Annotated in this window: 8 protein-coding genes; 3 read left to right on the top strand and 5 right to left on the bottom strand. The window is 55.1% G+C overall.

Annotation, left to right across the window (positions count from 1 at the left end; genetic code table 11):
* Positions 1–343: 343 nt before the first annotated feature.
* Entirely contained in the window at positions 344–3,061 is a 2,718-nt protein-coding gene (locus NHH03_RS25295; RefSeq protein ID WP_253161027.1) for a tetratricopeptide repeat protein, read from the bottom strand.
* Between the two features lie 268 nt (positions 3,062–3,329).
* On the opposite strand from NHH03_RS25295, the gene NHH03_RS25290 reads away from it, so the two are divergent.
* Positions 3,330–4,535: a c-type cytochrome gene (locus NHH03_RS25290; protein ID WP_253161025.1), complete on the top strand. Its 1,206-nt coding sequence runs from the start codon at positions 3,330–3,332 to the stop codon at positions 4,533–4,535.
* Positions 4,532–6,856, top strand: coding sequence for a PVC-type heme-binding CxxCH protein (locus NHH03_RS25285; RefSeq protein ID WP_253161023.1), 2,325 nt, complete (start codon positions 4,532–4,534; stop codon positions 6,854–6,856). Before NHH03_RS25290 ends, NHH03_RS25285 begins: the two co-directional genes overlap by 4 nt.
* 160 nt (positions 6,857–7,016) lie before the next feature.
* Here NHH03_RS25285 and NHH03_RS25280 read toward each other — a convergent pair whose 3' ends face one another.
* Together NHH03_RS25280 and NHH03_RS25275 are read right to left on the bottom strand one after the other, a co-directional pair.
* Entirely contained in the window at positions 7,017–7,934 is a 918-nt protein-coding gene (locus NHH03_RS25280) for an SPFH domain-containing protein (protein WP_390895631.1), read from the bottom strand.
* A complete protein-coding gene (locus NHH03_RS25275) occupies positions 7,934–8,968 on the bottom strand; it encodes an SPFH domain-containing protein (protein WP_253161021.1) in 1,035 nt (344 codons plus the stop codon). The genes NHH03_RS25280 and NHH03_RS25275 overlap by 1 nt, the downstream gene beginning before the upstream one ends.
* Before the next feature lie 523 nt (positions 8,969–9,491).
* Between NHH03_RS25275 and NHH03_RS25270 the strand changes: the two genes are divergently transcribed.
* Complete coding sequence (locus tag NHH03_RS25270) at positions 9,492–10,412, top strand: SMP-30/gluconolactonase/LRE family protein (RefSeq protein ID WP_253161019.1); 921 nt, start codon at positions 9,492–9,494, stop codon at positions 10,410–10,412.
* A 1,342-nt stretch (positions 10,413–11,754) separates the two neighbouring features.
* Here the strand turns inward: NHH03_RS25270 and NHH03_RS25265 are convergent.
* Positions 11,755–12,585 carry a PEP-CTERM sorting domain-containing protein gene (locus NHH03_RS25265; protein WP_253161017.1) on the bottom strand — a complete coding sequence of 277 codons (831 nt, stop codon included), beginning with the start codon at positions 12,583–12,585 and terminating at the stop codon, positions 11,755–11,757.
* A gap of 200 nt (positions 12,586–12,785) precedes the next feature.
* The gene (locus NHH03_RS25260) at positions 12,786–15,329 is read right to left on the bottom strand and encodes a DUF3516 domain-containing protein (RefSeq protein ID WP_253161015.1); all 2,544 of its coding nucleotides are present in this window, start codon (positions 15,327–15,329) and stop codon (positions 12,786–12,788) included.
* Positions 15,330–15,368 lie beyond the last annotated feature (39 nt).

Here is a 15,368-nt window from a genome sequence, read left to right as displayed (position 1 = left end):
GCGCTCCCTGCTCATTCTCCCTGGTAGCTGGACCGGCCACGGTTCAGATCCCCCGCCTTCCGCAGGCTGACTGAACCCTGGCGGGATCAGCTACGTTGCTGCTCTCGCTGCGAACGGGGGCTCTGGTTGGTGTGGAGGATTTATCCGACCGGAGTTGGGGAAGTATTGACCGGTCGGATGAATCCTCCACACCAGCGCGTGCGGAGTGACTGGGCAGGCTGAGCCGTGAGCTCCGCTGCCTCTGGTAGCTGGACCGGCCACGGTTCAGACTTCCGTCCCCGTCTGAACCCTGGCGGGATCAGCTACGTTTTGAGTGTCCCTAAAGACGAAGGAGTCTGACTGTTTAGTCTTGGGGTGGATCGGATTCTGGGGGTTCAAAGGCGCTGATCGGATGGTCGCTTAGCAACCGTTCAAAGAAGCTGTCGGAACAGGCGACGATTCGTCCGCTATCGGGATGGATCGCGACGGTCGCTTGGTCGGACAGCATTCGACGTGACAGGTTGGCCATTTGATGCACGGCAGAGACTGGGATCGAAACCGGATCTTCGGCATCGAGGCGTTGCGGCCATGAGTAGACATCGATGGCAAACCACTGTTGATGGTTATCGATCAATTCGTTCAACGAATCGTCTTCGATGCCGTAGCGAATGCTCTCGTGGTTTCCCAAGTAGGGTTCGTTCTGTGTCGACAGAAAGAACTTGCATCGATCTTCGCAAAGGGTGACCGATTGATGATGCAATTGGCTGACGTATTGTTCGTCATTGGTCGTCAAATCCTGTTGATCCAATTCGAACAAGCGATTTCCCAGTGACTCGGTGGCACGGCTGACGGTGTAAGCGTTGACCGTGACAGGGGATTTCAGCAAAAACACGACGCGCCGGACTTCGGCATACGGTTCATAATCGCTTTGCGGTTGCGACGTGACTTCGGGGAACCAGTCGGCTGGGATGGCAACGTAATCCAAAAACTCCTCGTTGCTGTATTCGAATTCGCCGGATTGGCATTGTTGGTAGGCAGCCACAAAATTTTCTCGTTGGCCTTTGATCGCATAGATAAGCGCTCTCAGGAAATCACGTCGCGGAGCTTCTTCGGCCCGTGATGCGATCAACGCATCGTCAAATCGTTTCACGTGGGCCAGTGAGAGTACACGCAGCGTCTCCAATTCATAAAGTCGCCAGCGGGTGGGGTCGTCCTGGGCCACCCCGTTCAAGGTTGCCTCAGCAATCTCCAATGCTTCAGAATACTTCTGAGCCTCGTAGAGTTCTTTGACGCGGGGGGAGACGAATTCGACATCGTCGGGAAATTGTTCACGGAACAGTTTTTCGATCGTCTGGTATTCGGGCTGGTCATAATCCAGTTGGTAGCTCAGGCAGCGATAGACATAGGGTTTGTCGTCGAGTTCACGAAATGCGTCGACGGGCTTCTTCAGTTCGATGTAACAGGTCACGCAGGAGTCTAGAATCTGTTGCTTCAATTCAGTGTCATCAGTCAGTTCCAACGCTTTGCGAAAATCGACCAGCGCCGCTTCGTAGTTCTCCGCCAGCAATTGACTCTCACCGATCGTCATCCAGACTTCGGCATCATCGGGAAAGTTGGCGGTGTGCGTTTCGATTAGAGATTGCAGTTGGGCTGCGGTTTGATCGTTCGGTTCACGTTGGGCGAGTTGAAAAAGCATGCTTTCAAACGCAAGCGATTTGTCTTCGCACCGTTCGTAGGCATCCGTTATCTTGCCAAGTTCGACAGCCGTTTCGCAAAACAGGTATTCGTAATATTCGCGGTACTCGTTGTCGGCATCGATCTGGCCGAGCGTCTGCGCCAAGCTGGTGTAAGCTTGGTCAAACTTTTTTTCAGAAATCAACAGCACCGCGCGATAGTAATCTAGGTGCGGCAGTTCGTCGGATAGCGTGCCAGCAACTTGAAGCAAGGTTCCCAATGCCGCACTGTCTTCATAGCTTTCGAAGATGTCGGCCAATGATTCAAAATGGCTGATCGGATCGGGGAGGGCTTTGAAGTAGTCGCTGAATTCTGATTTGCGCTCGTCGGGCAATTCCAGTGCGAGTTCTTGCACGATGCCAACGGCTTCGGGCGTGTCATCAAGTCCTGCCTTGTAAGCTGCGATCGCTTCATCGCCTCGATCCAGTTGGCCCAGCGCAATCCCCAATGCATAGTACGTGTCGGCATCGGCACCAAAACGATTCAAATAGTCTTGGGCATAGCGGGCGACTTGTTCGTAGTTTTCCAGTTGCAAATTGGCATTGACCCGCAGGAACGAGGCAACGATGGCGCGCTGATCAAACGCTTCGACCTTGTCCAGACATTCCAAAGCGTAAACGGGATCGAGTTCGCAGTAGATGGCCGCCGACATGTTCCAACGAAGTGCTTCGAGCATCGGGGGGATCGGCATGCCAACGGATTTTTGCAACCAATTGGAACCGTCATCCAAGTCGCCTTGCATTGCCGCTAGCATCGCTTTGAACAACCGCTGTAACCCAGGCACAATTTCGCCTGGAATATTGGTTTGCAATCCGTCACGCAGGATTGCGGCGGTCAACGAGACGGTGGAAAAGCCCAGGGAAAGATCGGTCCAGTCGACAATTTTCCAGCCGTCTTTGGTTTCGCGTAAAACGTAGATAGCCCGCGTCGTCCCCAGACTTTCGGACCAGTTGCGGACGAATACTTCCGCAACACTTTGATCCGCCGACCACAGGATCTGCATCACTTTGTGCCGAGTCCATTTTTCGCCCAACGCTTCAAATTGGCGGCGAGTCATGGCGGACATTTGCGTGATCAACCCGTCCTGCACCGCATCGGGAATGTCGACCCCGGATTCTTCCACCACCGCATGCACCAGCAGTTCAAAATCGTAGGCCTTCATCAGCCGCTCGGCGGTGTCGGCGTGCGTCGCATCCTGAACGCGCTGAAAGAAAGCGTGAATCTGTTTCTCTTTGGATTCCGTGTCGTTGGCTGCAGCTTCGCTGGTCGGCTGGGCGTGTGCCGCCGCAACGAAGAAGCACGCGACAAACAATGCCAAGCCCGCAAAACGTTGAAAGAAAAAAGTCATTGAATCTGAAACAGTCGAGTGCAGAAGGGACGATCCAAAACCGTGGCTAGCTTCAATCATACAAGAATCCAACGCTGCAGTTGATGCTTTCACCCGTCAGGTCAATTTTGACGTTGAGCATTACGCTTTGGCGTACGGGGTATGGATTGGGAAGGACGTTTGGATTGTGGGTCAACGGTGGCTGATGTTTCAGGTTAAGATTGTTGGCTCCGCGTTTGAATCATGCGGATCCCCTTCCACGCCTTCCCGATTTGATTAGGCCCTGCCGATGATTGTTCGTTGCTATCCATACCTCCCTTTCCGGTTTTTGCTGGCGGTTCTGCTGGCGGCTGCCGGATGGGCTCCCGATTCCAGCGGGATGGACGAACCGCACACATTGGCACTATTGGTGCAAACGATCGCGGAGACCGATGACACAAAAATCCGGTCGGCATTGATCGATGGAATGTTGCGTGGACTGGAGGGGCGGCGAAATGTCGGTCCGCCGGTTGGGTGGGCTGCGTTGCACCGGGAATTAACAGAAAGTGAACTGGCGGATGCGGCCAATCGCCTGTCGCAAATCTTTGGGGACCCGGAAGCCAATCGCCGCGCCCGAAATGTATTGGCCAATGAAGGGGCGTCGACAGAGGACCGCTTATCTGCACTGAGATCATTGGTCAATCAACAAGATGATCTGTTGGCCCAGCAACTACCCGGCCTACTGGAAATACCCGAATTACAGAACGAAGCCATCCGTGCTTATTCGGTGATCGCGAGCGACGACGCGGCAAGACGCTTGCTGCAGCTTTTTCCCAGGCTGTCGGATCAGGGTCAACGTGTGGTGGTCGAAACCTTGGCGACACGCAAGGCCTATGCGGTTGCCCTGGTCGCCGGCATTCAATCAGGCGTCGTTGGTCGCGACCAAATTCCCTCGTACATTGCCCGCTCGTTGCGAGACCTGTTGGGTGAAACGTTCACAAAGGTCTACGGCGACATTCCCGAGTTGCAGCAAAATACGAGCGAGATGATCGCCAAATACAAACGCATCTTGTCGCCTGAAATGCTTGCCAAAGCCGACCCCGGTCGCGGGCGTACGGTGTTCACAAAAACCTGTGGCGCCTGTCATCTGATGTACGGTGCGGGTGGCCAGATCGGGCCTGATTTAACAGGCTCGAACCGTGCCAATTTGGACTATCTGTTGCTCAACAGTGTTGATCCGAGTGCCGATGTGCCAGAAGGCTATCGGACGTTGTTGATTCAAACGGTGGATGGCCGTGTTTTAACAGGCGTCTTGGCAGCCGAGGATTCGCAACGAGTGATCTTGAAGACTGTCGATCAACCGCGATTGGTGATTGCTCAATCTGATATCGAAGCTCGAAAGGTATCGGACAAGTCAATGATGCCGGAGGGGCAGTTGGATCAACTGAGTCGAGAGGACTTGGCCAACCTAGTGAAATACATGCAAACGAAGACGCAAGTGGAGGCGGCGAAATGAAAATTCAAACACCATTGCTGATGATATTGGTCGCGGTTGGGATCATTTCAATCGCATCGCCGTCGGCTGCCCAGCAACTGTTGCCGAAAAAGCAGCATCGGACCAGCGACGCGCCCTTTTTGACGCCGACCGAGGCGGTCGACAAGATGGCGGTGCCGGCGGGGTTTAACGTTTCGATCTTTGCGGCCGAACCCGACTTGGCGGAACCGATTGCCTTTTGTTTTGACGATCGTGGTCGGATGTGGGTGGTGGAAAATCTAAACTATCGCACCCGCCGCGAGCACACCGACGATCAAGTCAGCCGAATCGTGATTCTGGATGATCGAGACGGCGACGGTGTCTTCGATGACAAGACCGTGTTTGCCGACAACCTGACGTTCACGTCTGGGATCGCGTTGGGGTTTGGCGGCGTCTATGTCGGTTCACCCCCGAACTTTAGTTTTATCCCCGACTCCGATGGTGATGACAAACCGGATGGCCCGCCACAGGTTCTGTTGGACGGTTGGGGAATCAATGACCGCCACGAAACGTTAAACAGTTTCAACTGGGGCCCTGATGGTTGGTTGTACGGTTGCCATGGCGTATTCACTCAATCACAGGTCGGTCGGCCAGGTGATGATGATTCGCGCCGACAATTTATCGATGGCGGTATTTGGCGGTTCCACCCGATCAGCAAAAAATACGAGGTGTTCGCTCGCGGACTCTCCAACCCCTGGGGGTTTGATTTCGATGATCACGGACAAGGATTTGCGACCTGTTGCGTGATTCCCCATTTGTTTCATGTTGTCCAAGGCGGTGTGTACCACAAACAAAGTCGACCGCATCTGAATCCGTTTATCTATGACGACATCAAAACGATTCGCGATCATTCACACCTGTCGGCTCACGGCGGCGCCCGGTTCTATCTGGCTGACACCTTTCCACCGGCCTACCGCGGGCGTTTGTTTATGTGCAACATCCATGAACATGCCGTACTGACCGATGTGATGGTCCCCAAAGGATCGAGTTTCATCGGCCAACATGGTGACGACTTTATGCCGGCCAACGATATGGCGTGGGTCGGTTTTAGTGTGGAGATCGGACCGGACGGCGGCGTCTATATTCTGGACTGGCACGATACTGACGTTTGTGGAAACGCGATCAACTTTCCACAAACCGGACGGATTTATCGGATCATGCCCCAGGATTTTGTGCCCGGACCACGCCCCCATCTATCATCACTCTCAGACCAACAGTTGGTCGAATTGCAGTGGCATCGCAATGATTGGTACGTCCGACAGGCACGTGTTCTGTTGCAGTGGCGCGCGGCAAGGAGTCGGCTGGATCGCCCGGCCGTTGAGTCTCGGTTGATCGAGATGCTGTCGACCGGAGATCAATCGGCAAAACGACTGCGAGCCCTGTGGGCGTTGCACGTTTGTGGTTTGGCCGACTCCGATTTGCTCGTCGGGTTGTTGGACGATCAGGATCCCTATCTGAGGGCGTGGGCCATTCAATTGTTGTGCGAAGAGACTGATGTGGATGCGTTTTTTTTGGCTGACCTGACGGCGGCAACAGGCCCGACGTTGGGAAAACAATCAGGCGGCGTTGACGTTTTAGCTCGTTTTGCCACGATGGCCAAAAGTGATCCGTCACCGATTGTTCGATTGTATTTGGCGTCGGCTGTGCAACGAATGCCCTTTGAAGATCGTTGGTCGATTCTGCAAGGCTTGATCAGTCATGCAGAAGACGCCGATGATAATAATTTGGCACGCATGTACTGGTTCGCTCTTGAACCGATGGTGCCCGAGTTCCCTGAGCGAGCACTGCGGTTGGCGGTCGACGGGAAGCTTTCAATGTTGCAACAGTTTGTCGCCCGGCGATTGGCGACCGGCATTGCGACCGCCGGTGGCGAACCTGACTGGCAAAAGATCGTTTCGCGTTTTGCGTCCGGGTTTGATTTGCGCGATGTAGGCGAAGGCGGTGTGGTGGGTCTGGAAACGTTTCGCAACCATTCCGCCATGCAAACACATCCCTTGGATCAAAGTAGACCCTGTCGATTGATTCGTGACATCGACGTTCCCGCCGGAAAGAAAACCCACCTCACACTGCGTGTCAGCCATCACCCTCACGGCGATTGGCAGCTACGAGTTTTAGTGGGCAAGCGCCTGTTGGCCGACCAAATCGTCAGTTCCAAAACCGTGTCGGCAGACGAATGGTTGCCGATCAAGGTCGATCTATCGGACTACGCCGGCCAGCAAATTCGTTTGACAATCGAAAATCGCGCCAACGGCTGGCAAAACGAATGGGCTTACTGGAACGAAGTGAAATTGATTAGCCATTAAACCGTATCGGCAATCGCTGTCGGTGGGCTCTGTGAACCGGCAGTTTGGATAGAGGTAGCGATGAAGTTTCAAGACGCGTTGTGCGGTGGCACAACGGCGATGCCTACATGAAAACCGGGCACATCCGGCCTGGCCGGGCGCCCGGCCTCACGGCGGCCATCTACATCGTGCGTCCGCCATCGCCGACTTGGTACAGAATGTTGCTCGATTCGGGCAACAGGTCCAGCGAGGCGTTCGACGCGAGCAGGGTGTCGACTTCCATCACCGTCAGCACGGTTTCCAAAATCTCGGGATCACTCGCCGAGATTTCGTTCAACGCCTTGCCGACGATCATCGGACGTGACGCGGATGCTTCGGCCATCTTTTGCGAGACACGGTAGGCTGTTTCACTTTTGATCAATCCGACTCGGTTTTCGCCATCTTGTTTCATCGCGCTGGTGACTTGCACCAGTCGTTTCACCACTTTCTCTGTGATGTTGTCGACCATCATCCGGTCGGTGAACGCGACTTTACGAATGTAGACGGAACCAAGCGTGTAGCCCCACTTTTCCGACAACGGCGAAACGGTTTCTCGCACGGTACGGCTAAGTGAGTGACGGTCCTCCAGCATTTTCTCCATCTCCAGATTGCTCAACGTGGAAATGGTCGAACTGGTGACGTTGGCCTGCAACGAGCCCTCGGGGTTGGCATTGATGAACAGGTACGAGACCGGATTGGTCACACGCATTTCGTACCAAATTCCAACGCCCATCGGAGTGCCTTCTTCGGAGTTGACCATCTGGCTGCGCAGGTAGTGCTGACGCAGCGAGGTGTCAACAACGTATGACTTTCCAAAGAATGGTACCAGCAGGGCTTTTCCACCAAACTTCAGGACCGGGATCTGTAATCCTGGTTCGTCCAATGTGCCGATGACTTTGCCGAACAGCGTAAAGACATTTGATTTGCACTCGCCCACACAGGCATACAGTCCAAAGAATCGAGCGAATCCAAGCAGGATAGGAATCACCAACAATCCAAATACAAAACCGCCGCCGAGCCATCCCATCGAAGCACCAAGTAGTAAAAAGGAAATATTCATTACAGTGCACTCCCGTCAGTGCTGGCGGGTGAATTGGTCGTCTGGACGACACGTTTGGCGACCGAATACAGTGGGATTCGGGCGTTCCGCAGATAGGCATTCAAGCACGATGATCCGCCTTCTTTTTTGATGTCCGAAAGCGTTTGTGCCAATTCGCGTAGCGGTGCCACTTCGGCTTGGGCATTGTTGGTCGCGATCTCCACGGCTCGCGCGCTCATTGTGATCTGTTGTTCGCTGTCGGCACGTGCCGTGCTGATATCAGCGGCAACTTGATTGCGGGTGCTGTTGATTGCTGAGAGGGCGCGATCGACTTCGGCGGGCGGATCAATTTCGGTGATCAACGCGGCGTCCAGTTCGATTCCATAACGACCGGTCGTTGATCGGCATTGTTCTTCCATGTACTGATTCAACAACGGCAGGTTTTTCCGCAGGTCATTGATCGAAACTCCTTCGGATAGATCAACCGCCGATGTCGATTGTTCGGGGTCGGCGTTATCGAGGGGGGCATCGACCAGCAGCCCCTGGCCTTTGGGGTCGACAAAGTTTGCGACTCGTTCACGGAGCACCGAAACAAAGTAGCCCATCACATGTTCCAGCGGGCTGGCCACACCAAACAAGTAGGGGAACAAATTGTTTTCACTGATTCGATACCGCAGTTGGCCGTTGATGCCGGTCGTCAAATTGTCTTTGGTGACCGCCTCGATCGTGTCTTGGCTCTTGGACGGGTCCCAGGAAAGGTCGACGGCTTGAGTTGCAACACTGACCTTGTGCACCTGCTGCCAGGGCATCTTGAAATAGGGGCCGCCGGGCCGAACCACTCGGACCTGAGGGTATTCGTAGCGATGCATTTCTTCGTCGCTCATGGGCGTCGAAGGGCTATCAGCGGAGTCGACTGGGACGTTCTCCAGTCGTTCGGCTTTGCCAAAACTGGTGACGACCGCTCGCTCGTTGGGGCTGACGGTATAGAAACCGCCGACGACACAGCGAAAAAAGCTGTAGGTGATGATGCCCATCATCAATCCGATCAAAAACATGGTGGTGTTTCGTTGGGATGGGGGAATTGGACGGAATAGATTGGCACGGACTCTGCCAGACTTGAAGAATACCTCACCGTTAGATCCCGTTGGGGGATCTTCGGCTGGTTCTTGTCACCGCAGCGTTCTTTGGACGTTGTTGCAACCAGGAAACGCAGCGGAGGGAAGGAGTTACGTCAGATTCATTGCTTTGCGGCGTGGGTTTTGAAGTTGCGCTTTCACGTCAGGCATTGGATTTTGGTAACCCGACGCGTCAGCTAAGAGTCCCGTCAACCGGCTAAATCCCTCGCTGACGCGTCGGGTTGCGATCATCGCGCAACTTCATGACATGCATGCCTAGGTCCGCAAGTGATTCGCTCCACAGAGTTAGGCAGGAAGTCTTCGACCGCAGGGCGCGCCTTTTGAACTGTTTCAAATCTGATGTTGAGTTGTGCCTGGGCAACGGCCTCACCGCAGCGATCCCGGTGTCGCTAAAATTGTCTGACATCGGTTGCCCCCTTTCCCCGCTTTGAAAGTTTCCCCCATGAATCAACGCCTGTTTGGTTTGATTGTCATCTACCTGTTTGTCGCCACTGGTCATTCGCCGGCGTTTGCCCAATCTCCCGTTTCAAGTTCGTCGCCGGTGGTTGCGAGCGGTGAGTCGTTGATCAAGATTGGAGATGGGTTTTCCTTCACCGAGGGGCCGACGGCTGATGCATCGGGCGACGTTTATTTTACGGATCAACCCAATGATCGAATTGTGAAGTATTCCTTTGCCGACCAGACATTGAGTGACTGGATGAAACCCTGTGGTCGCAGTAACGGTTTGTTTTTTGCGCCGCCGAACCAGATCATCGCCTGTGCCGATGCAAACAATGAACTCTGGAGAATTGATCTGGCGGACAAGTCGCACCGTGTGCTGGTCACGCCGACACCGCAGCAACGAATGAACGGACCCAATGACTGTTGGGTGGATCAAGACGGCGCGATCTATTTCACCGATCCACTTTACAAACGAGCCTATTGGACGCAGGAGATTCCAGCGGATAGCCCACGAGGCCTGTATCGATTGTCGTCCGAGGGAACGCTGACCAAAGTCGCCGATGACCTGATACAGCCCAATGGGATCATCGGTGATGTCGCCAATCGCGTTTTATATGTCGCCGATATGGGAGCCAAGAAGACCTATCGCTATTCAATCGCCGAAGACGGCTCTCTGGAGAATCGAACTTTGTTTTGTTCCTCCGGTAGCGATGGAATGACGATCGATTCGCAGCGCAACGTTTATCTGACGGGCGGCCAAGGCGTCACCGTGTTCGACCCTCAAGGCAAATTGATCGAGACGATTCAAGTGCCAGCGAGATGGACAGCCAATGTGACCTTTGCCGGGCCGCAGCGTGATCAACTTTTTATCACCGCGGGTGATTCTGTTTACACCATCAAAATGTCCGTGCAAGGGCTGTAACGGGGCACGGCTCAAATCAAGAAAAAACGGACGGTGACGCCAACCCCAACCGTAGCTGGGCCGGCCACGGTTCAGACTGCTTGTATTCTGACTGACTGAACCCTTGGCGGGATCAGCTACGGTGACTCCAACCCCAGCCGTAGCTGGACCGGCCACGGTTCAGACTGCTCGCATTCTGACCGACTGAACCCATGGCGGGATCAGCTACGGTGACTCCACCGGCAACCGTAGCTGGGCCGGCCACGGTTCAGACTGCTCGTATTCTGACCGACTGAACCCTTGGCGGGATCAGCTACGGTGACTCCACGCCCAACCGTAGCTGGGCCGGCCACGGTTTAGAGTGCTCGTATTCTGACCGACTGAACCCTTGGCGGGATCAGCTACGGTGACTCCACCGGCAACCGTAGCTGGGCCGGCCACGGTTCAGACTGCTCGCATTCTGACTGACTGAACCCTTGGCGGGATCAGCTACGGTGACGCCACGCCCAGCCGTAGCTGGACCGGCCACGGTTCAGACTGTTCGTATTCTGACCGACTGAACCCTGGCGGGATCAGCTACGGTGACTCCACCGGCAACCGTAGCTGGGCCGGCCACGGTTTAGAGTGCTCGTATTCTGACCGACTGAACCCTTGGCGGGATCAGCTACGGTGACTCCAACCCCAGCCGTAGCTGGACCGGCCACGGTTCAGACTGCTCGCATTCTGACCGACTGAACCCATGGCGGGATCAGCTACGGTGACTCCACCGGCAACCGTAGCTGGGCCGGCCACGGTTCAGACTGCTTGTATTCTGACTGATTGAACCCTTGCGGGATCAGCTACGGTGACTCCACCGGCAACCGTAGCTGGGCCGGCCACGGTTCAGACTGCTCGTATTCTGACTGACTGAACCCTTGGCGGGATCAGCTACGGTGACTCCACGCCCAACCGTAGCTGGACCGGCCACGGTTCAGACTGCTCGCATTCTGACCGACTGAACCCTTGGCGGGATCAGCTACGGTGACGCCAACCCCAACCGTAGCTGGACCGGCCACGGTTCAGACTGTTCGTATTCTGACCGACTGAACCCTTGGCGGGATCAGCTACGGTGACGGCAACCCTAGCCGTAGCTGGACCGGCCACGGTTCAGACTGCTCGCATTCTGACCGACTGAACTCTTGGCGGGATCAGCTACGGTGACTCCACCGGCAACCGTAGCTGGACCGGCCACGGTTCAGACTGCTCGTATTCTGACTGACTGAACCCTTGGCGGGATCAGCTACGGTGACTCCACGCCCAACCGTAGCTGGGCCGGCCACGGTTCAGACTGCTCGCATTCTGACCGACTGAACCCTCGGCGGGATCAGCTACGGTTCGTTCGGCGGCGACTGGCGAGGCCGCCGGTCAATGCGATGCCCAACAAGATCGCCATACTGGAAGGTTCGGGGACGGCTTGTGTTTCAAACTGGGTCACCGCGCCGGTGGTGGAATTGCTGCCCACTGTTCCAAAGGGATCGTTGTCGTTCAACAGGTTGCTGTCGTTGGCGGATGCCGTGCCATCCCTGCTGGGAAAGCCATCGGTGAATTGGTCCAACTGTGTAAAGCGTGAACTGACGGCGTCACTTCGCGCGGCGACAATGACTTCCAACAAAAGGTTTCCCTGTCCCGGTTGATACAAGAATGACTGGGTGAACGGGATGTAGAAATCGAAGTCTTCTACATCAGTGTCACCAAATCGACGATCGGTTGTCAGCGTGATGTCGCCGGAAAAAACCGTTTGTGAATCCGCGCCGACGTTCAAGGCGAGATCACTGCTGATGCCGTTCGGAAAGTCTGTGTTCGCGTCACGCGGTGTCGTGGAAAGATTGATCGTCAACCCGCGCAAGGTCACTGAACCATTGATGATGTTTCCAAACGCGCCTTGCTTTGGACGAAAGGCGACCGAGCTGATTGATTGTAGCGCACCAACGCCGGAGAAAAGGTCTGAACTGTAGACTTGTTGATAACGGTTGCCGTTGGCATCTCCGGCATTGGTAAACGGTCGCTCGCTTTGACCGTTGCCGGACACTCCGTCACCAGGTGGTGTCGTGATCGTCAGCACACCGGCTGAGACGGAATGGTCAGTAGTGCAGAGGCCCCAGCAGATCAAAGTAAGTACGGCATAGATTGCAGAGCGACGCAATTGAATCTTCATTTTCAGTTTCCATTGGATCAGGCAGGATATCAATCTCGTGCCTCACACAATCGGTGGCGCACGACATCCATACGAAACAATGGTTCAACTTGGATTCAAGTTTTGCGTTAACAAGCTCTCGAGATAGAAACAATACCAGCGCGTATTGCGAGCGAGTGGATCAACGGACCGTCGGCGCTGGCTTCCACACCGACGTCCATTTAAGACGCCGTCGCATTGCGGCGACCGGCGGTGGCGACCAAGTCATCGGCAGGGTCGTCGTCGTGTGCCAAAACTTCTTCGGTGGTCTGTGGATCAGCTTTGCGACAGGTTTCGGTCAAGAAATCTGCCAAGTCGTCCAATGGATCTTCCCAGGTTTCAACCGTTGTATTGGCCGGCGGGACGTTCGCCATTTCATCCAAGAACAAAATCATCCGCAAACAATGACGCAGCAAAATGCCTTCGTCCTTCTGCAGTTTCTTGGTCGTCACATACTTATTGAAATCGCCGTCGTAGTGAATCAGATCGCCAACGATCCAAACCGGACGAACGCGAACACCCTCGACACGCGGGTAGTCATTTTGGAACAGACGAAGGATTTTCTCGCCGATCGTTAGCGGCCAGACACGCGGTTCATCGAACATCACGCGACCAAATCCGCGGTCTTGCACTTCTTCCTCTTCGGTCTCGGATTTTGCCCCCAGTTCTTCTGGCGTTGCCAACCCGAGTTGCAGAAGTTGCGGATCCAATCGAGTGGTTGCCAGCGTCCCGGCGGGCATGTCCTCCAGTCGTGGCATGCGAGTGAATCGGGCCACGGTGCCGGGAACCTCCAACACACTTTCGAAAGTTGCGATGCGTTCTTCTGGATCCGCAGTCGCCAACAAGTCGGCCATGTAGACACCAAACAACGGATTGATGCTGCGCAGGTGAACCAGTCGATCAAGTCGCTCGGTCGGCGTGGCGGTCTGCGGGCGGTATTCGTCCAGTTCATAGTTCTGGACGCGCGGGGCGTCGCCCTCACTGGCGGATTCCGTCTCCACTTCGGCCGACTGTTCGACAGTATTGTCACCCCGCATTTGGTCCAAAATTTCACCGAACAGTCCGCCGGTTGATGCCGCTTCTGGCTCCATCGGTTTCCCCGGTTTTGGTTTGGCGGGCGACGGCAATGCCGCAGCACCTTTGCTAACAGCAGTCGGTTTGGGATCCAACGTGACGTAGCCGGCCTGCCACAGGGTGATCAACATGCGATTGAGTTCTCGCTGTGCTTGTTCGATCTTTTTTGGCGTCAGCAGTCGTTTGCCGACCAAGTCTCGCAGCGGTTGCACGGTGGATGATTTACCGAGCATGTAGGCCAACAATCTCCATGGCAGGTTTCCGCGACTCGACAGGTCGGCGGCATCGGCTTCTTGCAATTGCAGAAATTGTTGTTCGGTCCAGTAGGTTTCGCCGGCGCGGCGTTTGGGCATTTTCTTTTTCAGCTGCTTCTTGGCCTTCATCAGCCCCGGATCTTTGGTGTCCTCGGGAATCGAATCGTATTTTTCACGCCATTTGTTTAACTTCACATCGTCTTCGTGGGCGAGCGCATAGACGAAACCGCGGTCGTCAAATTGTGGACGTCCGGCACGCCCAAAAATTTGTTGTGCCGACGCCGTTTCGATCAAGGTGCGTTTGTCTTTGGGGCCCTTCATCAGACTGGGCAGGATCACACTGCGCGCCGGCAGATTGATTCCTGCCGCCAGTGTTTCGGTGCAGACACACATCGCCAACAGTTTACGTTGGAACAGTTCTTCGACCATTCGCCGATAGCGAGGCATCACACCGGCGTGGTGAACGCCCACGCCGCGCATCAGAATCTGTTTCAGTTTGGGCCCGGCACCGGCCTGCATGTCCGCAGCGTTCAAATAATCCGCCAATTCCGCTTGACGTTCTTTGTCGATCAGGCTTTTGCCCTTGAGCATTTCGGCAACCGTCCAGCACTGTGAACGGCTGAAACAAAAGACCAGCGACGGGGTGCGACGAAGTTCGTCATCGCCCTTGGCAATTTTTTCGGCAAAGTCGTTTAGGATTTCATCGCCGATCCATTCATACTGCAGCGGCACCTTTCGCTCGTCACCGGTGACCAATTGCAAACGCCGGTTGTGAGCTCGCGACAACCAGGATGTAAATTGCAACGAGTTGCCCACCGTGGCGCTCAACAACATCGTGCGAATGTGCGCAGGCAATAACCCCAGCGTCAATTCCCATACAATTCCCCGCTCGGGATCGTTGAACGAATGGAATTCGTCCATCACGACAGAGGTCACATTTTTGAAGTCAAATGAATCAGGGTTCAGCAACCGATTGAGCAGGATCTCGGCGACGACGACCAACACCGGGGCATCACCGTTGACGCGCCGGTTGCCCGTGACCAATCCCACACTGTCCGCAGGAAATCCCCAACGCACGGCGCTCTCGCGCAGTTCGTCCAATTTCTGGTCGGTCAATGCGATCAACGGTGTGGTGTAGTACATCTTGCGACCGGTCCGCAGCGCTTCATAGACCGCGGCTTCGGCGATCATGGTTTTGCCGGTTCCGGTCGGCGCGCAAATCAAAACGCCTTGATCGCCTCGATCGGGATCGCCGGCGAAATAGGCCAACATCGCTTCTTCTTGAACCGGATAGGGTTCATAGGGCAACAGCGAAAAGTATTCCGTTGCAAGAGTGTCACGATCCAGGTCAGGGTCGACAGGTGTGAAAGCCGTGGCGGAAGCGTCGTGTGTATTCATAGTCCCTGTTGTATCACGCCGCCGTGGCGACGGGGACAG

Origin of the sequence: Stieleria tagensis, from assembly GCF_024129865.1 — a bacterium.
GTDB classification, from domain to species: domain Bacteria; phylum Planctomycetota; class Planctomycetia; order Pirellulales; family Pirellulaceae; genus Stieleria; species Stieleria tagensis.
The sequence above is the reverse complement of the archived record's forward strand: the minus strand, read 5'-3'. Positions and strand labels throughout refer to the sequence as shown.

Coding starts and splice junctions, on each gene's coding strand:
- NHH03_RS25260 (WP_253161015.1), bottom strand. CDS start 15,329: ATGAATACACACGACGCTTCCGCCACGGCTTTCACACCTGTCGACCCT.
- NHH03_RS25280 (WP_390895631.1), bottom strand. CDS start 7,934: ATGAATATTTCCTTTTTACTACTTGGTGCTTCGATGGGATGGCTCGGC.
- NHH03_RS25275 (WP_253161021.1), bottom strand. CDS start 8,968: ATGTTTTTGATCGGATTGATGATGGGCATCATCACCTACAGCTTTTTT.
- NHH03_RS25285 (WP_253161023.1), top strand. CDS start 4,532: ATGAAAATTCAAACACCATTGCTGATGATATTGGTCGCGGTTGGGATC.
- NHH03_RS25290 (WP_253161025.1), top strand. CDS start 3,330: ATGATTGTTCGTTGCTATCCATACCTCCCTTTCCGGTTTTTGCTGGCG.
- NHH03_RS25265 (WP_253161017.1), bottom strand. CDS start 12,585: ATGAAGATTCAATTGCGTCGCTCTGCAATCTATGCCGTACTTACTTTG.
- NHH03_RS25295 (WP_253161027.1), bottom strand. CDS start 3,061: ATGACTTTTTTCTTTCAACGTTTTGCGGGCTTGGCATTGTTTGTCGCG.
- NHH03_RS25270 (WP_253161019.1), top strand. CDS start 9,492: ATGAATCAACGCCTGTTTGGTTTGATTGTCATCTACCTGTTTGTCGCC.